Source organism: Rhizobium sp. 62_C5_N11_2, assembly GCF_051811185.1.
Taxonomy (GTDB): Bacteria; Pseudomonadota; Alphaproteobacteria; order Rhizobiales; family Rhizobiaceae; genus Rhizobium; species Rhizobium leguminosarum.
Genome location: NZ_JBPWPW010000001.1, coordinates 3,247,684 through 3,267,736 on the forward strand (window position 1 = coordinate 3,247,684; position 20,053 = coordinate 3,267,736).

The following is a 20,053-nucleotide window of genomic DNA, read 5'->3' on the forward strand; positions in this document are numbered from 1 at the left end:
CTAAGATCTAAGGGCAATTCCAGCTATTATATGACCGGGATACTAACACTAGTCGATTCCGCCGAGTCAGACGATTGCCCTGCCCCAGCATTCGAAACCTTCAGCGTACCGGCGGTTGTCTCGCTGCCCTCAAAAGGCGTACCGTCGTCCGCTCCCGGCCCCGTCCGGCCAATCGACCCATTATTGCCGATGCCGGATGCGGCGGCTGCAGCACTTCCACCCGGGCCGAGCGCCGCCGTTCCGCCTTCGGCGAGAACCTTCGCAAAGGCGGCAAGGAGCGGCGCAAGATTCGGATCCGCGCTCGCCGCCTCGGCGACGGCTTTTTCAATGGCCAGCTTGAATAGCGGATCCGTTACCTGGCAGCTGTTTGCAGCCCGCCCAAGACCGGAACCGATAGCAGCCATCTGCGCGGCATCGGCTTTCCTGGCCTGCTCGATCACCGGCGACAGCGCCTCATTGCTGCTCCCAACCAGCGCGCGGACGCTCGATGACAAAACCAGCGGATCGGACATATCAAGCAGAACGGCGGGGTTGGCCGTAAATCCACTGATATCGATGGAAGTCAGATTTGAAAGCCTCACGCAAGCTGCCGCGAAAGCGCTTGAATTCATGCCGGTAAACATCGCGACGACAATTCCGCTATACGCAAGCTTACGATAAACACCAGACCTTGCCATAACCATAGTCCTTCATCAAATCCGCTATATAGGCCGCCGTCATTGATCATTCGAGATCGATGACGGCCCGCCTATTTCAATCAATTTCCAAGATCGTTTACCGCGTTACGGGTATCATTCGCATCGTCGGCCACACCGGAAACAGTGGACGATACCGAGTTTACGATGTCAAGGAACTTGACCAATTCAACAGAGTCCGAATTGGAAATATAGATAATATCCTTGTCTTCCATCTTGAATTGCTGAACAGCAAACAGGGTTGCGGGATCGCGAAGATTCGCGCGGATGATCACCGGAACCGTTTCACCCGTAAATCTCGTCGCGTCCACGTGCATCGCTGCAACCGTTTTCTTGGGGACAAGGCGATAGAGCAGGACCTGAGCCGGATCAGCGCGATCATCGCGCAGGCCGCCCGCCTTGGCGATTGCCTCTCCAAGGGTCAGGTCGGATTCTTCGAAATCGAAGCGGCCACTTGTGCCTGCGGCGCCGAGCATAAGATAGGTACGGCGCTCATGATCGATCGAGATCGTATCATCCGGTGCGACGTAGATATTTTCGGCCGGGTTCTTTAAGAGCGTATTGTAGGCGACGGTAGCCGTCTTGCCGCGGCGCTGCAGCGTCACATTCGTTTCGATATTGTTGGTCGTCAAACCGCCCGCAGCGGAAATGACATCGAGAACACGCTCACCGGCCGGGCTGATCTCGACGCGCTGGGGATTGTTGACATCCCCGAGCACGGCAACCTGACTGGAGCGACTTGTCGTCGTCGTAATAACCACCTGCGGCTCGATCGCCCGGCTCGCCAGGCGATCCTCGACGTCCTGTTCCACGGTCTCCTTGAGGCGACCGGCAGCCGGAACCCGACCCGCATAGGGAATTGTGATCGTCCCGTTTCTATCGATCGTCTGGCTCGGCAAAGAGATGTAATTACCCGGTCGGCTACCGGCATCGGACGGAATGAAAAGACCGCCGGACTGAGCTTCGAAGATGGCGACCTCAACGACATCCCCGTAACCGAGCGGAATTTCAGGCGCCCCGCCTCGACCACCGCCAAACCCCTTGAAGGAGGTCGGCTGGGGAGCGGAAAAATACGGCAGAACGTTCTTGCTGAGATCAATCAGGGCGTAATCGATACCGACGCGACGCTCCTTCGTTGTCACTTTCACTGCTGCATCCCGATCAACATCTTTGTGATCAGGACCAGATCTTGGCAACGATGTGCAGCTTGCCAATATAGTCGTTAGCGCTACAACAATGGCGACGCGTGTACTACCGATACGAGAACAACCCATAGAATACCCTGTGTTGACGCCTCTGAAGCTACTGCTCCGCAATCTGACAAAATACAAGACGATCCCCGATCAATAACACTGAAAGCCGATTAACATTCCCCTAACTGTGGCAGGCTGGCAACGGCGAGCCCTTTAGGAAGCGAAAAACGACTTCGGTCCGACTTTTCTGGCGTCGCAACAATCCGAAGGCTGCACCCGCTATAAAATTTCTTGGGTTTCAGAGTCAACTGTTCGCACCTGCACAATCGATCTTTTCCGAAAATCTTATTAAAATCCATCCATTTAAACTTTAAGTGGTTAACGGCTGCTCTTATGCCATGCCCAACTCTCCGTTGCTGCGCCCGAGACTTATCGCGACAACCGCACTGAGGAAGGCGGCGTAAAACACCGCAAATCCCGGTATCTGCAGCGAAAAATCGACCGCCGCATGAAGGGCGACCAAAACCGTCGCCGCCAGGCCAAGAAGGACATAGGGCCTCAGACGCCGTCTTTGGGCGAACCCGCGCCAGAACACCCTGGCAAGCACCGAGAAGGTAAGGACCGCCGCAATCGGGAACATTATTCCGAGGCCCAGAAATCCTTCGAGATAGAAATTGTGCGCACGGTCGAAGATCCCGAAAATTCCGCAGGCCGGATCGCGGTAGGCAGAAAATACCGTCCGAAAAGTTCCGAGCCCCGTCCCCGTCCACCAATGATCCGATATGGCGCGCCATATGCCCGGCAGGATGCAGAAACGATCATCATCCTCGAGCCGCCGCTCTTGCGCGCGCAAAATCGCCTGGCCTGCAAACATCGTCAGTAACACTACGATGAAAGCAATCGCCGAGAGGAGCTTCAGCATCGAACGCCATCTTGGCGCCGGTCTCAAATGACGCCTCGAGCCGTTCCAATTGATGACAAGCCATGGAAAATAGATGAGAGCGGCAACAAAGGTCGCAAATATCCCGGCGCGAGAGCGGCTCAGCATCAGTGCGGTGAAGCATGCGCATAAGAGCAGGATATAGATCCACGATCTCAAGAGAAGCGCGTTTCGGCCCGGCTCGCCGGGCGGATAGTTCGAATAGGCACGGGCAACGTCCCTGACCAGGGTTAGCATGAGCAGCGTTCCAAGCCCGAGGAAGGTCGCTGCGGTATTACGGTTGACGAAGACCGCGGTGAGGCTGTCGAGGTAGGCGTGTTTCTCGACGACGATCAGGATGTTGGGAAACAGCAAAAACTGCAGCAGGCCGAAAGTAGCGATGATGCCCGCCGAAAGCCCGAGGCCGGCAAGCACTTTCCTCGCGCGCTGATCGGTATCGCATAAGAGGAGCCCGGTCAGGAACGTGACGAAAGGCAGAGCGACCCAGAGGATCGACGCGAACGTGTCGGCCGGTTCGACGGAGATCGCTGCGTAATTGACACCCGCTAGGTGACGCGCGGCATCCCAAGCGGGATTTGCCAGCCACCGCGAAGGCAGTTCGATCGTCTGAATAAACGTCCATCCTGTCAAAACGATCAATAGAAACAGAGCGATGCCGAACACCCATCTGCTCTGTCTCGGCTCTCCGAACAGCAGTCCCGAGATAATGGCGAGAGCAAACATTCCGATCGCCGCGAAGGCGAAAGCCAGGGGTGTAACACTCCCGAACGGTATGAGCGTCAATATAACGAGGCCGATGAAGGCGAAAAGCAAAACCTCTCGCAAGACCCGCCTATTAATGAGGTGGGAGAACATGTGAATTAATTTACCAGAGTAGGCAGCGACCAAAGCAATTACAACCGAAGAGTTTAATTTACTCGTACAAACATAAGTTGAACATCAAGCACCTGCGTGCTAAAGTGTAACAGAATTCCACATCGTTTAAAATTGTCGCGATAGGTTTAAGCCAATCGAGACAAGGCCCGGCTATGCTCCTTCCAAGCAGCAGAAACGGGACAGATATTCTGCGCCCAATACTTGGCAGATCATCAGATCGCCATGCCATTGACCGAGAAAAAAGGCAAGCCTGATCTCAATCGGTTGCCCTGAACGGGGATTTAACAGATGAAGAAAACATTCGTTACACTTCTGGCGCTGGCCTTTACAGCAGGCAATGCCTGCTCGGCATTTGCCGCCGGTCCCGCAGGTTTCGCCCGCGGCCTGAACGGTAGTTCGGCGGTCAGCTATATCTCCGAAAAAGGCAAGATCATCCCACCCTTCGCCCAGGTATTGTTCTGCGCCCAGAACCCGGCCGAATGCCGTGACAACAATGGGCTCTCGGTCGTTGCGCTCACCGACGAGCAGATGTTGCAGCTGAAAAATGTGAACAGCACGGTCAATCGGACGATGATCGGACGCAACGACTCCAGCAGCGAACTGAACGGCGACGTCTGGAAGGTGAATGTGCGCAGCGGCGACTGCGAAGATTTCGCATTGACCAAACGCAGCCGGCTGATTGCGATGGGCTGGTCGTCGCGCGCGTTGCGGATCGCGACGGCATATACGCCCTCCGGTGAAGGACATGCGGTCCTCGTCGTCAGAACCGACAGGGGCGATCTCGTCCTCGACAACAGGAAAAGCAGCATCAAGAACTGGCGCGATACCGATCTGCGCTGGGACAAGATCCAATCGGGAACAGACCCCTATGTCTGGTACCGGCTATAACAGCCGAGGCAGCGACATAGACAGATTGATCCTGTTTCCGGATTGAAGTCGAGCCTGCTCTGACGAGCCGCTCGACTTGTCATATCGCCCACACAAACCTATGTTTTGGCTATCGACGGGGCAGCGTGCGGCAAGCTGCGGTGCCCGGAGTTCGATTTCCGATGTGGGTTTCAGGCGATCTTCGGTATTGTCTTTTCGTCCAGATTAACTATGACGAACTCATGCTGCGACGCAGCATGACGTTCTACTCTAATGATTTGAGGGAAATATGCGCATCACGATGATTGGATCAGGCTATGTCGGCCTCGTTTCAGGCGTTTGCTTTGCGGATTTCGGCCACGACGTCATCTGCGTCGACAAGGATCTGAGTAAGATCGAAGCCCTTCGCGAAGGCCGCATTCCGATCTACGAGCCGGGTCTGGAGCAATTGGTCGCTGAAAACACCAGCACCGGCCGGCTGTCATTTTCGACGGATGTCGGCGAAAGTGTCCGCAGCGCTGATGTCGTGTTCATCGCCGTCGGCACGCCCTCCAGGCGCGGCGACGGCCACGCGGATCTCTCCTATGTCTACGCCGCTGCGCGCGAGATTGCCACCTATGTGGAAGGCTTCACCGTTATCGTCACCAAGTCGACGGTACCGGTCGGCACGGGAGACGAAGTCGAGCGCATCATGCGCGAAACCAATCCCACGGCGGATGTCGCCGTCGTTTCCAATCCCGAATTCCTGCGCGAAGGCGCCGCCATCGAGGATTTCAAGCGTCCTGACCGTATCGTCGTCGGGCTGAACGACGACCGGGCACGCGAAACCATGACCGAGGTCTATCGCCCGCTTTACCTCAACCAGGCACCCCTGGTCTTCACCACCCGCCGCACCTCGGAACTGATCAAATATGCGGCCAACGCTTTCCTCGCGATGAAGATCACCTTCATCAACGAGATCGCCGATCTCTGCGAACGGGTCGACGCAAACGTTCAGGACGTTTCGCGCGGCATCGGTCTCGATGGCCGTATCGGCTCCAAGTTCCTGCATGCCGGGCCGGGTTACGGCGGCTCGTGCTTCCCCAAAGATACGCTAGCTCTTGCCAAGACGGCGCAGGATTACGATGCGCCGATGCGTCTCATCGAGACGACGATCTCGATCAATGACAACCGCAAGCGGGCGATGGGACGCAAAGTCATTTCGGCCGTCGGCGGAGACATTCGCGGCAAGAAGATCGCAATCCTCGGGCTGACCTTCAAGCCGAACACCGATGACATGCGCGACAGCCCGGCAATCGCGGTCATCCAGACCCTGCAGGACAACGGCGCGCAAGTGGTCGGCTACGACCCCGAGGGCATGGAAAACGCCCGCAAGGTGATCGAGAACATCGAATATGCAAGCGGACCCTACGAAGCAGCCGCTGGTGCGGATGCGCTTGTCATCGTCACCGAATGGAACCAGTTCCGCGCGCTCGATTTCAACCGCCTGAAGCAGTCGATGCGCGCTCCGATCCTGGTCGATCTGCGCAATATCTACCGCAGCGACGAGGTCCGCAAGTACGGGTTTACCTATACTGGCATCGGCACCAATCTCTATCACGATGTGACCAACACCTGAAATAGCCTGCTGAACATCTGATCTTCCTGACGCCGCGGAACACAATCCGCGGCGTTTGGTTTTACAGCACCGTCATCTTTCAGACGCGCAAAGGACGCTCTAACTCTTTCAATCCTCGCATCCTGCCCCCGAAAATCGATTCCGATTTTTGGGAAGCAGGATCGCTAGAGGATCCCGACCCGTGTTCCCTTTATCGTCAGCACGGTCAGCCGGCCCGTCGCCGAAACCGCAGTGTCGATACCGATGCGTTGCGGCCCGAATGTCGGTGTTCGCGCCGGGGTATGCCCGTGGATCACGAGGACAGGAAGCTGCGGTCCTTCATCCAGGAAGGGCTGACGGATCCACATGAGGTCGCTGTCTTTCTGCTTTTTGAGGTCGATGCCCGGCTTGATGCCCGCATGAACAAAGAGGACCCTTCCTATCCGCAGCATGATCGGCAGCGATTCGAGGAATTGGATATGCCGTTCGGGTATCATGTTGCGAATGACGCGGGCAATTGTTTCGTTTCCAGCCGCCGACTGCAGCAGATGCTCGATATCGATACCGTATGAGTGCAGCGTCTCCGGTCCGGCAAAGCCGAGCCATTCGAGAATGCGCGCCGGTTTGCGATAGAGCTTCACCAGCTCCGCGTCGTGATTGCCGCACAGGACGAAACGTTGAAATCCCGGCGGCGGGGTCTTGCTCAGGAACTCCAGCACCGCGCTCGAATCAGGCCCGCGATCGACATAATCGCCGAGCATGACGATGAGTTTCGGTCCCGGAATGCGCGCGGCATCCTCCTCGATGCGGCGTTGCGCCTTGACGAGCTCATTATAACATCCGTGAACATCGCTCATCGCGTAGACCGCAGCGAATTCGCCTTCGGCAAACGTCAACCGAGCGCGTCCTTTGCGGTTGCCAGCCAGTATCGGTATCTGTTGTCGCCACGGCCCTAGATAGTTAAACATGTAACCCATTTATGAGACCCGACCGAATGGCGGGTTGTCTGAAATAATCCATCTCTTATCCATCGCTGCAACGGCATGAGGCTCAGTATTCATAAGAAGTTGGCCTGATCGCGGCCCCACCGAAGTTGTAACCGGAACCACCACATTGAGCGCGACATAGTTCTTCGCCATATGCTGCGCCGCTTGCGCCAAGTTCGCCTGGCCGGTCGCCACCGAACGCTGCACATCAAGCAAGGATGATTGTCCATCCTTGTAGCTCCCGATTGAAAGCGCAAGAGTCTCCTGCGTGGTCTTCACCTGAGCGCGCAGCCGTCCGCCATCGAAAATCGGCAGGTGGGCCCGAACCACCAGGTGGTCAGGCCCGCTCACGCAACTCGCCAACGATAGTAAAGCGACTGTCGCGAGAAACGGCAATTTGTATTCATTCATACTTGGGAGGGTGCTGCGGTTAATATTATGCTATAGTTTGCTATTTAATGGTTAATCCGGCGTTAAAACGGCGATTATTGCGTTTCTCGCGACATTATCGGCTAATATTCCCCAAATGGAGGAGCCGCAGGTATCGGATTTCCACAGGCAAGGCGTCCGAAAAGCTGTGAAAATCAACTATAACGAGAGCCATTACGAAAAAATGAACGTTAAAGAAGATCATGCTTGACGCCCCCGCGGCGCAGCATAATGATGGCGCGTTGCGAGTGTGAATGACATTTCTTGATCAGGAATCTCAGATCCAAAACTGCGGGGTGCAAAGTGGAAACTGCGGTTGATTCGAAACTTATCGAGGCGATCACCTACGACGAAGACAGCCGGCATCTACGGGTCTATCTGACCAACGGTCAGAGGCGAGAATATGAAGGCGTTCCCAAGGGCGTCGTCGTCGGGTTGACGATGGCGGAATCACCGGGAAATTTCTACATGAAGGCAATCAGGGGCAAATATCCTCCTCGCCCCTAATGTCCTATCGATCACGATGATAGGATCCTTGTTTCAGCAAAGATGCGGGACCGGCATTTCCGGTCCCGCAATCGTTTTCCCGCCGAGCGGCGGTGCACGCGTCAATAACCGCCGAGGAAATCGCGAACCGCATCGATCTCGAGCGGCGCAATCTCGTGACCGCCGGGATGCCAGACCGTTCTGACCTCCGCCCCTCGGTTTTTCAGGTGTTCGGACAGCGCCTCGGTCATGGAAACAGGCGCGATCGGGTCTCGCTGCCCGGCCGTCATCAGCACCTTTCTTCCCGCCAGCGTCGACTGGGCTTCGGGTTGAAACGGAATGAGCGGGTGCATCAGAACCGCGGCATCGAAGATACCCTTCTCGATCAGCACATTGGCAAGAATGTTTGCGCCATTCGAAAAACCCAGGCCGAGAATATCGGAAGCCTGGTACTCGTCCGCGAATGCCTTGACGTAGGCCGCCATCTTCTCCGTCGCCCGGGAAAGGTCGGCCATGTCGTAGACCCCCTCCCCGGTGCGGCGGAAGAACCGCGCCGCGCCATGTTCAGAAACGTCGCCGCGCGGCGAGAGAATCGTCGCTTCGGGCAGCAGGCGCCGACCGAAGTCGAAAAACTGGTTCTCGTCGCCACCGGTGCCGTGCAGTAGCAGCAGGATGGGTTTATCAGGTGCGCCGGCATGCAGCCGGTGCACATATCCAGTTTCGGTCATATCGCCTCTCCCTATGCTTCGAGCGGCTGCAGGTGCTGTTCGAGCAGCGCGCGAAGATGGGCGTGCTGCTGCGGCAATTTCAGTGCTTCGCCGAGATGGGCCGTATCCTCGTCACGGTCGAAGCCGGGTTCATTGGTCGCGACCTCGAACAGCACGCCGCCCGGCGTGCGGAAATAGATCGCCCAGAAATAATCGCGGTCGATCACCGGCGTGACCTGATAGCCGGTGTCCATCAGCGCCTTGCGCACTTCGAGCTGCTTCTCGCGGTTTTCGACGGCAAAGGCGACATGGTGGACCGAGCCGGCGCCGGGAAGCGCGCGGGCAATGTTCGGCATGGTCTCGAGATCGATGCGATGCGCCCCATTGCCGGAGGGCATGATCAGCCGCTTGACGCCGTCCCTTTCCTCGGCAACTTCATAGCCCATGAACTTCAGGAGTTCGGCCGTGGCGCCCTCGTCCCTCAGCCGCATGGCGACGGAGTGGAAGCCGCGAATGGCATGGTCTTCGCTGATGCCGCCATGTGTCCAGGCCTGACGGGCGTCATCCTTGACCTCGACGAGCGCAAAGCCGTCGCCATCAGGCCCGGAGAAGTTCAGCCGCTTTTCGCCGAAACTTTCCTCGGCCTTCAGGCCGCCGACACCAAGCGTGGCAAACCGATCGCTCCAGAAGCCGATCGAGCCCTGTGGAACGGAAAACACCGTCGTGCCGACTTCGCCGGTACCGGGGCGACCCTGCGCCATCTTCGGGAACGGGAAATAGGTCATGACCGTGCCGGGTGCACCGGTCTCGTCACCATAATAGAGGTGATAGACATCAGGCGCGTCGAAGTTCACCGTCTTCTTGACGCGGCGCAGGCCGAGCGCATTTGTGAAAAACTGGTTGTTGGTGCGGGCGTCCTCCGCCATCGACGTGACGTGGTGCAGACCCTTGATCTGATCGAGCATATGAAACCCCTTTCATGCCCGCCGTTGCGGGCTTTCGATGAGGCTAAGATGCGCGCTGAAGCGCCCACAGAACAGACCCGCAGACCAAAACGCATTGTCTTCTATTAGTGAACGAACACCGACTCGCGTTCACATCTCAAGCATGTCGCGCAAAACTGTGCAGCGGTTTATGCGATAACGACATGCGTAAAAACAAAGAGCTAAAGCGCGAGGAGCGAATCTGAACGATTGCGACGCGCTTTAAGCATCATGGGGATTGGCCGGCAATTGCCAGTCGATCGGCGCGCGCCCGCGCGATTGCAGGAAGGCATTCGCCTTCGAAAAATGCCCGCAGCCGAAAAAGCCGTTATGGGCCGAAAGCGGCGAGGGATGCGGCGCCCTGAGCACAAGATGGCGCGTCGTATCGACGAAGGCGGCCTTGCGCTGAGCATAGGAGCCCCAGAGCATGAAGACGACGGATTCGCATTCATCGTTGACCTTGCGGATGACGGCGTCGGTGAAGCGTTCCCACCCCTTGCCCTGATGGGCAGCCGCCTGCCCTTCCTCGACGGTCAGCACGCTGTTCAGCAGAAGCACGCCCTGTCTTGCCCAATGTTCGAGAAAACCGTGACGTGCCGGTGCTATGCCGAGATCCGTCTCCATTTCCTTGTAGATATTGACGAGGGAGGGCGGTATGCGCACGCCCGGCCGGACACTGAAGCACAGCCCATGGGCTTGCCCGAGTCCATGATAGGGATCCTGGCCGAGGATGACGGCCTTGACGTTGGAGATTGGCGTCAGATCAAGAGCGCGGAAATATTCGCTGCCCTTGGGGAATATCCGCTTGCCGACCTGCTTCTGCGCGATGAGGAAGGATTTGAGCTGTTGCATGTAGGGGCTTGAAAACTCCCCCTCCAGCGCAGCCTTCCAGCTCTCCTCGAGACTGACGGATGTATCGCTCATCTAGGAAAATCCTTCGCATAGGACGAAACAACGGACACACGGTTCTAACAAAATCGATCTACGCTGCAATGCCTGCCGGCTCGGCAATAGGTTCACACCTTGAGAATTCGGTGAGCGAGGATTGCGAGAGGCTGTCCGAGGCACCGTCGTCCGTGTTTAACTATATGATAGCTTCGGTATTTACGCCGGCAGGCGGCCTGAGTAGAACCTTGATTGTGAAATCGGAGTCATGTCTTCCTATGAAATTCGGCACGAGCGGCCTTCGCGGACTTTCAGTGGATCTAAAGGGACATGCCTCCGCCCTTTATGCCACAGCGTTCGGCAAATATCTGATCGGAACTGGCAGGGCCAAAGCTGGCGATGCCATTCTGATCGGCCTCGATTTTCGCGATTCTAGCCCTGAAATCTCGGGAAATTGCGCCGATGCACTCGCTGCGCTCGGCTTCCGGATATTCGACTGCGGCAATGTACCCACACCCGCACTCGCCCTCTATGGCCTTGAAAGAAACGCCGGCTGCCTGATGATCACGGGCTCGCATATTCCGGCGGACCGCAACGGCATCAAGTTCTATCGGCCGGATGGCGAGATTGACAAATCGGACGAGGCGGCGATTACCGCATTGGCTGCCGAGATCGAACGAAACGGCGAAACGGTGGTACAAGCACCGGCCGTGACGGAAGACCACGAGGCTGCTTGCCGGCAGCTCTTTTTCGAACGCAATGCCGCCCTGCTTCCGCAAGGCGCGCTGTCCGGCCTGAAGATCGGCGTCTACCAGCACAGCACCGTCGCCCGCGACCTGCTGGTTGACGTTCTCGCCCATTACGGCGCCGAGATCACCGCTCTCGGACGTTCGGAGAGCTTCATTCCCGTCGACACCGAAGCCGTTTCCGACGAGACGATCACGCTGATGAAGCGCTGGGTGTCCGAGCACAGGTTCGATGCGATCGTCTCGACTGATGGCGACGGCGACCGCCCGCTGGTCGCAGACGAAACCGGCACACCGCTGCGCGGTGACCTACTCGGTCTTGTGGCAGCCAATTTCCTCGGCGCCGGCACGGTGGTGACACCGGTTACCTCCAATTCGGGCATCGAGGCCGCGGGCTCTTTCGCCGTCAGGCGCACCCGCGTCGGCTCGCCCTTCGTCATCGCTGGCATGGAAGAGGCCGTAGCGGCCGGCGAAGATCATGTCATGGGCTTTGAAGCCAATGGCGGGCTGCTGACTGCAACCCCATTCGACATCAACGACAGAGCCGTGCGAGCCCTGCCGACGCGCGATTGTTTTATCCCGATGCTCGCGATCCTCTCGCTCGCTGCCATTCGCAGGCAGCCGCTTTCTGCCGTTGCCGCGTCCTATCACCTGCCCTTTGCCGCGGCCGATCGCCTGGAGAATTTTCCGCTGGAGGCGAGTGCCGCGCTGATGGCGCATCTGCGCGCTTCGGAAGAAAATCTCTCGGCTTTCCTGCAGCCGATCGGCGAGGTAGCGACAAAATCCGACATCGACGGACTTCGCGTGACGCTAAGGGATGGCCGGATCATTCATTTCCGCCCGTCGGGCAATGCGCCGGAAATGCGCTGCTACACGGAGGCCGGCAGCGAAGCTGCAGCCCGGGACCTGCTGAATACCGGGCTCAATCGAATAAGAGACTGGGCAGGCGCCCGGCAACATGCGACGAACAAGCCGTTTATTTCAAGGAACCCGCCTATGACGCAGAAAATCATTCCCGTGATTATGGCCGGCGGCAAAGGCACGCGGCTCTGGCCGCTTTCCCGTGCCACCGCACCGAAACAATTCATCCAATTTGTCGGCGACAAGACGTTGTTTCAGGAAACTCTCGAACGCGTTTCCGATCCCGAACTCTATGAAGCCCCGATCGTCGTCACCAATGAGGAATTCCGCTTCCTGGTCGCCGAACAAGCTCGCGAGCGCGCCATCCCGCTCGCAGCGATCCTGCTCGAACCAGTCGCCCGTAACACAGCCGCAGCGGTGGCCGCGGCCGCAACGCTTGCCGCCGACCTGTTCGGCAAGCACACCATCATCCAGATGCTCGCCTCGGATCACGAGATCCTTGCCGACAAGAGCTATTTCGATTGCATCCGCATCGCCCGCGATGCCGCTGCCGACGGCAAACTCGTAACCTTCGGCATCACCCCGACGGAGCCGGCGACGGGTTACGGCTATATTGAGATCGGCGATGCCCTCGAAAACGGTGCACACAAGGTCAAGCGGTTTGTCGAAAAGCCGGCATTTGAGAAGGCCGAGCAGATGCTCGCCGACGGCGGCTTCTACTGGAACTCAGGCATCTTCATGTTCCCGGTGCCGGAACTCATCGCCGAACTGCAGGAATATGCGCCCGATGTGCTGAAGGCGGCCAGCAAGGCCGTTTCGAAAGCAAGCCGCGACCTCGATTTCACCCGCCTCGACGCCGACCATTTCGCCAAGAGCCCCGATATCTCCATCGACTATGCGATCATGGAAAAAACGTCCAAGGCCGCCATCGTCCCCTCGCCGTTCAAATGGTCGGACATGGGTAGCTGGGATGCCGTCTGGAAATCAGGCGCACGCGACGAAAACGGCAACGTCGCCGCCGCCAACACCACCGTCGTCAATACCCGCAACTCGCTCGTCATGACCCATGGCGTGCATCTTGCCGTCCAGGGCATGGATGATGTCGCCGTCATCGCCAGCGAAGACGCCGTCTATGTCGGACCGCTCAAAGACAGCCAGAATGTCGGACAATTGGTCAAGATGCTGGCCTCTAGGTCCGCCACGGCGAAATTCGCCGAAACCCATCCGACATCCTATCGCCCCTGGGGCGGCTATACCTCCATCTTCAACGGCGATCGTTTCCAGGTGAAGCGCATCTTCGTCACCCCGGGCAAGAAGCTATCGCTGCAAAAACACCACCATCGCTCCGAACACTGGATCGTCGTCAAGGGAACGGCTGAGGTGACGGTCGGCGAGACCGTCCGGATGCTGCGCGAGAACGAGAGCGTCTATATTCCGCTCGGCGAAGTCCACCGCCTCGCCAACCCCGGCAAGATTCTTCTCGAGCTCATCGAGGTTCAGACGGGCTCCTATCTCGGCGAGGACGACATCATCCGCATCGTCGATGAGTTTGGAAGAACGTAAAATCGCAGCCGGAGCGATGGTCGGGCCTTTTCCGGCGCAACCATCCTCACTGTTGAATTTCCTCTTGGGGTTCTCGTAGAATGGATGTACCGACAGACATGACCGGAGATATCCCCCTGATGCGTACCTTGCCCGTCCTCGCCGGATTTCTTGCAATCATGGTGCCGGGAATGGCGTTTGCCGAAACGGCAAGCATGCGAACCGCAAGCGAGTCGGAAATTCGCCAGCACCTGCCCGGTACGTCCGAATTGAAAGAAGGCAAGAACGGCTACGAATATCGCGACGGCAATAAGAATGGCTACAAGATAACCAATGGCCAAGTATGCGTCCTGTTCCCGAGCAAGAAGACCGATTGCGTCAACGTGAAGACCGACGGCAAGACGTTTCAGATGATCGACAAAAAAGGCGGCCGAACCAGATTCTGATTTGTAGGCTCGGCAAGATTTCCTTGCCCAGGCAAAGTCATTTTGCCGGTGAAGTTTCGCCGTCCTTGTCGAGAACAAAGTCGGCGACCAGGCCCGAATGGTTCGAGCCGAGATTATCATTGAGACGTTTCAGCGATGTCAGATGAAGCGGCGCGCGCGCAAATATGTGGTCGATGGCGATCCCGAGCGCGCCGCCGCCGATCGGCCATGTTGCCGGTTCTGGCGTGATCGTTTTCAGCTTCTGCTCACGCAGGAAAGCTTGGATGCTCGGGGCGATCGCCGAGGAGTTGAAATCACCTGACAGCACCAGAGGGCCGTCGATCGAGCCGAGCGCTTTGGCGAGATCTTCCAATTCAGCCATCTGAAAATCGTCGAAATATGGTTTGGTCAGGTGCGCTGAAACCAGATTGATAGTCTCGCCGCCGAAGTCGACGCTTGCTATAACAAGCCTGTTTTTTCGCAGACTGCCCATACTTGCGACCTGCCGGCTGACGAACGGGCGTTTGGAGAGCACCAGCGTATCGCATGTATCCTTCCCGGCATCGCAACCGATATGGTAGGGATAGGCCTTGAACAATTGCTGCAGGTGGAACGTCAGCGGCTTGGCTTCGAGCAGATTGACGACATCGGCATTCGACGCGATCACCATGTCGGTGATTTCAGTCGAGTTTATCCAGTTATCGATCGCGATGTTGAACGACATCAGACGAAAAAGCGGCGGCTTGTTCATCGCTCTGTCGTCCTGCGAGAACTCGCCCAGCATGATGGCGCCGTGAACGACGAGAAAAAGCGCGGCAAGCAGAAGGATAAAGCCGTAAATCTGCCTTTTGATGCCCAGAACGACGAGACTCGCGGCGACGAACACGACGCCGAGGTGAACCTGAAAGCTGTAGACGAAGGACAGAAGCCAGAAGTTCGTGACATAGCGTAACGACACGATCGCGATGGCAACGGTCAGAAACGCGCAGAGAATCCAATAAATTATATCTCTCATCGATCCTGACCTGCTTGCAGACGACCGGCCGGCCATAACATGCAAGCAATCATGTTGCAATGCAGCATAGCGGCCGAGAGCCGCGGCTGATCGGCAGACGATATCGATGGTCTCGCCCTCATCCGGCAAGGCAGCGGCGGACAGGCCGCCGACAGTAGAGACAGCGCTGTGACCTTCTCTTTCAAAGACCTATCGACTCGGCCTCTTCTTATCTTGTAAGTGGGGTCACTTGATACGGAATCGGCTCTTTGCCGCCGGCAGGGAGCCGAGAAAAGGTGGGAATGCGCTACTTCATTACAGGGACTGCCGGCTTTATCGGTTTTCATCTGGCCAGGCGCCTGCTGCAAGAAGGGCATGACGTCACAGGCTTCGATGGCCTCACTCCCTATTACAACGTCAAGCTCAAGGAGATGCGCCATGCGGCACTCTCCCAGTTTCCGACCTTCAAACCCGTCATCGCGATGCTCGAGGACCGCCCAGCCCTGGAAGCGGCCGTTCTGGAAGCCAAGCCCGACATTCTGATCCACCTCGCCGCACAGGCCGGCGTGCGCTACAGCCTGGAAAATCCAGAGGCCTATCTTCGTTCGAACGTCGAAGGCTCGTGGAACATCATGGAAATCGCGCGGCGCGTCGAAATCCGCCATCTGATGCTGGCCTCGACATCATCGATCTATGGCGCCAATGCGACCGTCCCCTTTCGCGAGACCGATCGCGCCGACGAGCCGCTGACCATCTATGCTGCGACGAAGAAATCGATGGAGCTGATGGCGCATAGCTATGCCCATCTTCACAAGATTCCAACTACGGCATTTCGTTTCTTCACCGTGTATGGTCCGTGGGGCCGGCCCGACATGGCGCTGTTCAAATTCACCAAGAACATGCTTGAAGGCCAACCGATCGAGATCTACGGCGAAGGCAAGATGAGCCGTGACTTCACCTATATCGACGATCTTATTGAAGCGATCGTCAGACTGTCGGCAATCGGCCCGAGCGAGGAAAACCGTCTCGACGACGCGGCTGTCGAAACGCTTTCGCGCCAGGCGCCCTTTCGCGTCGTCAATATTGGCGGAGGCCAGCCGGTCAGCCTGATGGATTTCGTCGAAACGGTAGAAAAGGCGCTCGGCCGTCCTGCCATCCGCAAGATGCTGGCGATGCAAAAGGGTGATGTGCCGCGTACCTTCGCCGCCCCCGATCTGCTCGTCGCGCTGACGGGCTACAAGCCGGATACGACCTTGGAGGTCGGCGTCAAGGCCTTCGTCGACTGGTATCTCGACGTGCGCGGTGGGCTCGACGCCTAGAGCATTTCCGCTTTCTTCGAGTAACGGAAATGCTCTATCTCTTTGTTTTCACGCAATTCCGGACGCAAAACCGCTGCGCACTTTTGCTGAAATTGCTCTAGGTGCGGACGATCTTGGGTCGGATCGGCCTAAGTTCTGGCTAAGTGTCAGCGAAGAAACGCAACTGCCTGCACGGCCTCGACCGCCGTCGAAAACACGTAACCGACGACAACGGTGAGGCTCTGCGAATAGGTCTTGAGCCGGGAGCCCTCGCCCTCGACGGTCGCGGGGCCGCGCAGGACGAAAGGAACGCCCGGGCGCACGAAACCGGCGCGTGTCGTCAACGGAACTTCGGGTGAATGGCCGATGGCGGAGGTGTACATCAGGTCGCGGGCAAGGCTGGCCGGACCGATGGCGAAGGCCGGCTCGGCAGCGGCGGCGATGGTCAGAGTCAAGGCGATGGCGGCAAGAGTTCTGTGCATGTCGAAGTCCCCGTTTGCGGATCGGCGGGCTTTCGGTTTGCCCGGCTCCAAACGATCGATGCGTCTGTCCACGCCTCTGTCGCTTTCATGAGGCCACTCTACACATCAGTATTTTCAGGGCTTTTAAGCGGATCGGTCAAATTTTACGAAATTTGACTTTCTGTCCGGAAGGGCTCGGGACGCACAAGGAAAAATGTCTGCCGGCCTGCAGGCCAACAACGCAACATCAGAAAACGTGTTGATGACCTGGACGCTGCATCGCAGTCTACAGAATGCGATCCAGCTTCTTGTTGAGGTGCAGGTTCGGCATCAATCCTGCGCTTTGCGCGGCATGATAGGATTCTCGCGCCGCATCGAACGAGATCGACCACATGATGGCGCTGAGCAGCAGCGCGATGATATAAATCTGAATACGCATCGAACCGGCGATACGGAAAGAGCAAGGCAGTTTTGTGTCAAAACATAGCCACAGGAATCACAAAAAGTGGCACTTCTTTTATTTCGCAGTCGGCAGGCAGCAGACATATTAGTGTCGTGAAAATTAGCGATATTGTATCGCTACCTGTTAGCAGCCGACCCCGAGGCTTGGTTCCTCTTCCCACCCCGAGAACCCTGAGAGGTCCGTTCTCCACGGGCCTCTTTGCCTTATTTCCGGAACAGCTGAGATCGCCAGATCCGATAGACGCTGAACCGCGCATCTCGATCCCAATCAGGCACGCGTCCCGCCATGAGCGATGTCACGTTACTTTAGTATCGTTAGCTTATATGTGTTGAAATGGGCGCAACCGACGATAGAGTTGGTTCATTCGAGATCTGGGGCTGCGCATGCCTGTAGAGCCAATTGCCCCGGCGACCGGTGGCATGGCAGGCGCATGCGATCTTCATCGTCATGGCGGATGCAATCGTGGTCTGAGCAAACAACGGGCGGGAGGCAGGCAGGCATGGGAAGGATTACCAAGGCAGGCGCATGGTGCAACGGCGAGGTCGCCTACCTCGCCTGGATGGCTGACGGCCCGATTGCCGATTGCCTCGGCTTCATGATCACCCGCGTACACGAGACCGGGCCGGAGGCCGGAGCCCGGCGCATCCTGCCGACCTGGATCGCTTTTACCGACCAGTCGAATCCAGACTGGCTGGAGCAGGACAGTTCGGTCTGGCCGATCCAGCAATATCAATGGCGCGACCTGACGCTGCGCCGCTCCCGCGACGAGGCGACCGTTCGGCCGATCGATTTCAGGATTCACTATGAAATTACGCCGGTCGGCCTTGCGGGCCCCGGCCGGAAACCGGTTCCTGCCTCCGACACCGCCCCCTATCGCGACGAAAACGGCAAGCCGCGTTATGTCGGGCCGCCACGGCCGCTCTTTTTTCTGGACGAACCCTGCAAGACCGAGAGCATCGACGTCACCCATGATTTCCCGGGCGGCGGCGCCATCAAGGCGACCTATACCAACGGCATCCTTTCGACGCAGAACCTGCTGCGCCAGCTGGAAAAGGTCCAGGGCGTCAAGCCGCAGAATATTGCCCCCGGCCCGGCGATGCGCATTACCGAAGGCCTGCTGAAGACGCTGAAGGCGCACATCCCGAAAAAGGGCGATCCAATCCGCCTGTTCCTGACCGCCGATGTGCTGAGCTTCCTGACGATGCTGATTGACCGCGCCGAGACGGGCAACGGCGAGCTCTATCTCGCGCTCTACGAGCTGCACGATCCCGAACTGATCGAGCGGCTGACGGCACTGGTCAAGGCCGGCAAGGCGCATGTGATCCTTTCCACCTCGGGCTCGACCGATCTCAACAAGAAGGGCGACCCGCTGCCGAGGAAACCGGTCGTCTGGGACACCGGCAACCATGATGCACGCATCGGCCTCCATGCCGCTGCTCCCGCGGCAGAGCGCATGCAGGATCGCCTCTTCAACAACAACAGCCATATCGGCCACAACAAGTTCGCCGTCTATGTCGAGGGTGGCGTCGCGCGAGCCGTGATGACCGGCAGCACCAACTGGACCGAAACCGGCCTCTGCACCCAGTCGAACAACGTCATCCTGATCGAGGACAAGAATGTCGCCGCCCGTTTCCTCGCCTATTGGAAGCTTCTGCGGGACGATCCGCAACCTGTGGGCGTTCCGCTGACCGTTTCCAACCATGGTGAGACCGCCGAGGGCTTTGCCCCGAGCAAGGGCGTGCAGGGCCCCGCCCTGCGCTTGGCGAATGCCGCGCCGACCGGGCCGGTGACGCTGAAGGACGGAAAGACCACCGTCGAAATCCTGTTTTCACCCAACACCAAGGCGCCGAGCAAGAACAAGACTTCACCGACACCCGTCGATCTCAGCCGCGTCTATTCGCTGATGGAGCATGCCGACAGCGCCATCCTGTTCCTCACCTTCTATCCCGGTGTGCGCGGCGAACAGAACGTCATCGGCCAGGCAGCGGAGCTTGCCGTCAAGCGACCGGACCTGCTCGTCCAGGGCGCGATCAGCAATCCGGCAGCACTGCCGCCGGCAAAACCCGGTGAACCCACAACCTATGTCCATCAGCCGGGTGGCGAGGTCAGGGACCTGCCGCAGCGGGCGATCTGGTGGCCGGACGGCGATACCGGCCGTGTCGTCATGGTGCGCGCAGCGGCCATCTCCGCCCAGTTCGGCGATCTTCGTCCCGAATTGCTGAGCGCCGGCCACGCGATCATCCACGACAAGATCGTCGTCATCGACCCGCTCCATCCTGACAATTGCACTGTCATCACCGGCAGCCACAACTTGGGTTACAAGGCCTCCTACCAGAACGACGAGAACCTGCTGATCGTCCGCGGCAACCAGTCGCTTGCCGTCGCCTATGCGATCCACATTCTCGACGTCTATGACCACTATGTCCTGCGCGCCAAGCTGCAGGAGGAATTGCGCCAGTCGTTGATTGCCACAGGCCGGCCGCCCAAGGCGGAATCGGGTGGCTTCCTCAACGCCAAGGCAAGCTGGCAGGGGCGTTGGTTTGCCCCTGCCAAGGCTCCGTCGAGCCGGGATTACTTCCTAGGCCTCTGATCGCCACCCAAGCATTGCGTCCATCGAAT

At 58.1% G+C, this 20,053-nt stretch carries 17 protein-coding genes and 2 pseudogenes; 8 read left to right on the forward strand and 11 right to left on the reverse strand.

Features of this window, described 5'->3' with window-relative positions:
* Positions 1–26: 26 nt before the first annotated feature.
* From AB8B31_RS16250 to AB8B31_RS16260, 3 genes are all read right to left on the reverse strand, one after another.
* The gene (locus AB8B31_RS16250; protein WP_130652905.1) at positions 27–683 is read right to left on the reverse strand and encodes a sugar transporter; all 657 of its coding nucleotides are present in this window, start codon (positions 681–683) and stop codon (positions 27–29) included.
* A gap of 74 nt (positions 684–757) precedes the next feature.
* On the reverse strand, positions 758–1,969 hold the full coding sequence (locus AB8B31_RS16255; RefSeq protein WP_130653560.1) for a polysaccharide biosynthesis/export family protein: 1,212 nt from the start codon (positions 1,967–1,969) through the stop codon (positions 758–760).
* A gap of 310 nt (positions 1,970–2,279) precedes the next feature.
* Positions 2,280–3,683 (reverse strand): O-antigen ligase family protein, encoded by a 1,404-nt coding sequence (locus tag AB8B31_RS16260; RefSeq protein ID WP_130652906.1) that lies wholly within the window; start codon positions 3,681–3,683, stop codon positions 2,280–2,282.
* Between the two features lie 309 nt (positions 3,684–3,992).
* Between AB8B31_RS16260 and AB8B31_RS16265 the strand changes: the two genes are divergently transcribed.
* Entirely contained in the window at positions 3,993–4,592 is a 600-nt protein-coding gene (locus AB8B31_RS16265) for a transglutaminase-like cysteine peptidase (protein ID WP_018446822.1), read from the forward strand.
* A 268-nt stretch (positions 4,593–4,860) separates the two neighbouring features.
* Positions 4,861–6,189, forward strand: a complete 1,329-nt coding sequence (locus AB8B31_RS16270; RefSeq protein WP_113544224.1) for a UDP-glucose dehydrogenase family protein — start codon at positions 4,861–4,863, stop codon at positions 6,187–6,189.
* 164 nt (positions 6,190–6,353) lie between these two features.
* On the opposite strand, the gene AB8B31_RS16275 is transcribed toward AB8B31_RS16270, so the two are convergent.
* Positions 6,354–7,145, reverse strand: a complete 792-nt coding sequence (locus AB8B31_RS16275; protein ID WP_018243224.1) for a metallophosphoesterase family protein — start codon at positions 7,143–7,145, stop codon at positions 6,354–6,356.
* A pseudogene (locus AB8B31_RS16280) lies at positions 7,146–7,445 on the reverse strand (TolC family protein); the annotation flags it as partial. It lies immediately after the preceding gene.
* 402 nt (positions 7,446–7,847) lie between these two features.
* On the opposite strand from AB8B31_RS16280, the gene AB8B31_RS16285 reads away from it, so the two are divergent.
* A complete protein-coding gene (locus tag AB8B31_RS16285) occupies positions 7,848–8,090 on the forward strand; it encodes a KTSC domain-containing protein (RefSeq protein WP_012758625.1) in 243 nt (80 codons plus the stop codon).
* A gap of 101 nt (positions 8,091–8,191) precedes the next feature.
* Here the strand turns inward: AB8B31_RS16285 and AB8B31_RS16290 are convergent, their stop codons facing one another.
* From AB8B31_RS16290 to ung, 3 genes are all read right to left on the reverse strand, one after another.
* The gene (locus AB8B31_RS16290; RefSeq protein WP_018243225.1) at positions 8,192–8,797 is read right to left on the reverse strand and encodes an alpha/beta hydrolase; all 606 of its coding nucleotides are present in this window, start codon (positions 8,795–8,797) and stop codon (positions 8,192–8,194) included.
* Positions 8,798–8,808: 11 nt separating this feature from the next.
* Positions 8,809–9,741: a VOC family protein gene (locus AB8B31_RS16295; protein WP_105007104.1), complete on the reverse strand. Its 933-nt coding sequence runs from the start codon at positions 9,739–9,741 to the stop codon at positions 8,809–8,811.
* 240 nt (positions 9,742–9,981) lie between these two features.
* A complete protein-coding gene (gene ung / locus AB8B31_RS16300) occupies positions 9,982–10,683 on the reverse strand; it encodes a uracil-DNA glycosylase (RefSeq protein WP_018243227.1) in 702 nt (233 codons plus the stop codon).
* Between the two features lie 239 nt (positions 10,684–10,922).
* Here ung and AB8B31_RS16305 point away from each other — a divergent pair.
* The 3 genes and pseudogenes from AB8B31_RS16305 to AB8B31_RS16315 form a co-directional block, all read left to right on the forward strand.
* Positions 10,923–12,344, forward strand: a pseudogene (locus tag AB8B31_RS16305) (phosphomannomutase); the annotation flags it as partial.
* Between the two features lie 42 nt (positions 12,345–12,386).
* Positions 12,387–13,814 carry a mannose-1-phosphate guanylyltransferase/mannose-6-phosphate isomerase gene (locus tag AB8B31_RS16310; RefSeq protein ID WP_182565951.1) on the forward strand — a complete coding sequence of 476 codons (1,428 nt, stop codon included), beginning with the start codon at positions 12,387–12,389 and terminating at the stop codon, positions 13,812–13,814.
* Positions 13,815–13,933: 119 nt separating this feature from the next.
* The gene (locus AB8B31_RS16315; protein WP_026188498.1) at positions 13,934–14,239 is read left to right on the forward strand and encodes a hypothetical protein; all 306 of its coding nucleotides are present in this window, start codon (positions 13,934–13,936) and stop codon (positions 14,237–14,239) included.
* Between the two features lie 37 nt (positions 14,240–14,276).
* Here AB8B31_RS16315 and AB8B31_RS16320 read toward each other — a convergent pair whose 3' ends face one another.
* Positions 14,277–15,233 (reverse strand): endonuclease/exonuclease/phosphatase family protein, encoded by a 957-nt coding sequence (locus tag AB8B31_RS16320; RefSeq protein WP_130652909.1) that lies wholly within the window; start codon positions 15,231–15,233, stop codon positions 14,277–14,279.
* Positions 15,234–15,514: 281 nt separating this feature from the next.
* Between AB8B31_RS16320 and AB8B31_RS16325 the strand changes: the two genes are divergently transcribed.
* Positions 15,515–16,531, forward strand: a complete 1,017-nt coding sequence (locus AB8B31_RS16325) for an NAD-dependent epimerase/dehydratase family protein (protein WP_130652910.1) — start codon at positions 15,515–15,517, stop codon at positions 16,529–16,531.
* A 146-nt stretch (positions 16,532–16,677) separates the two neighbouring features.
* Here the strand turns inward: AB8B31_RS16325 and AB8B31_RS16330 are convergent, their stop codons facing one another.
* Both AB8B31_RS16330 and AB8B31_RS16335 read right to left on the reverse strand, forming a co-directional pair.
* Positions 16,678–17,064: a hypothetical protein gene (locus AB8B31_RS16330; protein WP_130652911.1), complete on the reverse strand. Its 387-nt coding sequence runs from the start codon at positions 17,062–17,064 to the stop codon at positions 16,678–16,680.
* Positions 17,065–17,257: 193 nt separating this feature from the next.
* Positions 17,258–17,410, reverse strand: coding sequence for a hypothetical protein (locus tag AB8B31_RS16335; RefSeq protein WP_018243232.1), 153 nt, complete (start codon positions 17,408–17,410; stop codon positions 17,258–17,260).
* A 523-nt stretch (positions 17,411–17,933) separates the two neighbouring features.
* Here AB8B31_RS16335 and AB8B31_RS16340 point away from each other — a divergent pair.
* A complete protein-coding gene (locus AB8B31_RS16340) occupies positions 17,934–20,024 on the forward strand; it encodes a phospholipase D-like domain-containing protein (RefSeq protein WP_131605017.1) in 2,091 nt (696 codons plus the stop codon).
* Positions 20,025–20,053 lie beyond the last annotated feature (29 nt).

Bases quoted from the DNA above. Each gene is read 5' to 3' on its own strand.
- AB8B31_RS16275 (WP_018243224.1), bottom strand. From the start codon at position 7,145: ATGGGTTACATGTTTAACTATCTAGGGCCGTGGCGACAACAGATACCG.
- AB8B31_RS16320 (WP_130652909.1), bottom strand. From the start codon at position 15,233: ATGAGAGATATAATTTATTGGATTCTCTGCGCGTTTCTGACCGTTGCC.
- AB8B31_RS16335 (WP_018243232.1), bottom strand. From the start codon at position 17,410: ATGCGTATTCAGATTTATATCATCGCGCTGCTGCTCAGCGCCATCATG.
- AB8B31_RS16260 (WP_130652906.1), bottom strand. From the start codon at position 3,683: ATGTTCTCCCACCTCATTAATAGGCGGGTCTTGCGAGAGGTTTTGCTT.
- AB8B31_RS16250 (WP_130652905.1), bottom strand. From the start codon at position 683: ATGGTTATGGCAAGGTCTGGTGTTTATCGTAAGCTTGCGTATAGCGGA.
- AB8B31_RS16315 (WP_026188498.1), top strand. From the start codon at position 13,934: ATGCGTACCTTGCCCGTCCTCGCCGGATTTCTTGCAATCATGGTGCCG.
- AB8B31_RS16340 (WP_131605017.1), top strand. From the start codon at position 17,934: ATGGGAAGGATTACCAAGGCAGGCGCATGGTGCAACGGCGAGGTCGCC.
- AB8B31_RS16310 (WP_182565951.1), top strand. From the start codon at position 12,387: ATGACGCAGAAAATCATTCCCGTGATTATGGCCGGCGGCAAAGGCACG.
- AB8B31_RS16325 (WP_130652910.1), top strand. From the start codon at position 15,515: ATGCGCTACTTCATTACAGGGACTGCCGGCTTTATCGGTTTTCATCTG.
- AB8B31_RS16265 (WP_018446822.1), top strand. From the start codon at position 3,993: ATGAAGAAAACATTCGTTACACTTCTGGCGCTGGCCTTTACAGCAGGC.
- AB8B31_RS16295 (WP_105007104.1), bottom strand. From the start codon at position 9,741: ATGCTCGATCAGATCAAGGGTCTGCACCACGTCACGTCGATGGCGGAG.
- AB8B31_RS16255 (WP_130653560.1), bottom strand. From the start codon at position 1,969: ATGGGTTGTTCTCGTATCGGTAGTACACGCGTCGCCATTGTTGTAGCG.
- ung (WP_018243227.1), bottom strand. From the start codon at position 10,683: ATGAGCGATACATCCGTCAGTCTCGAGGAGAGCTGGAAGGCTGCGCTG.
- AB8B31_RS16270 (WP_113544224.1), top strand. From the start codon at position 4,861: ATGCGCATCACGATGATTGGATCAGGCTATGTCGGCCTCGTTTCAGGC.
- AB8B31_RS16290 (WP_018243225.1), bottom strand. From the start codon at position 8,797: ATGACCGAAACTGGATATGTGCACCGGCTGCATGCCGGCGCACCTGAT.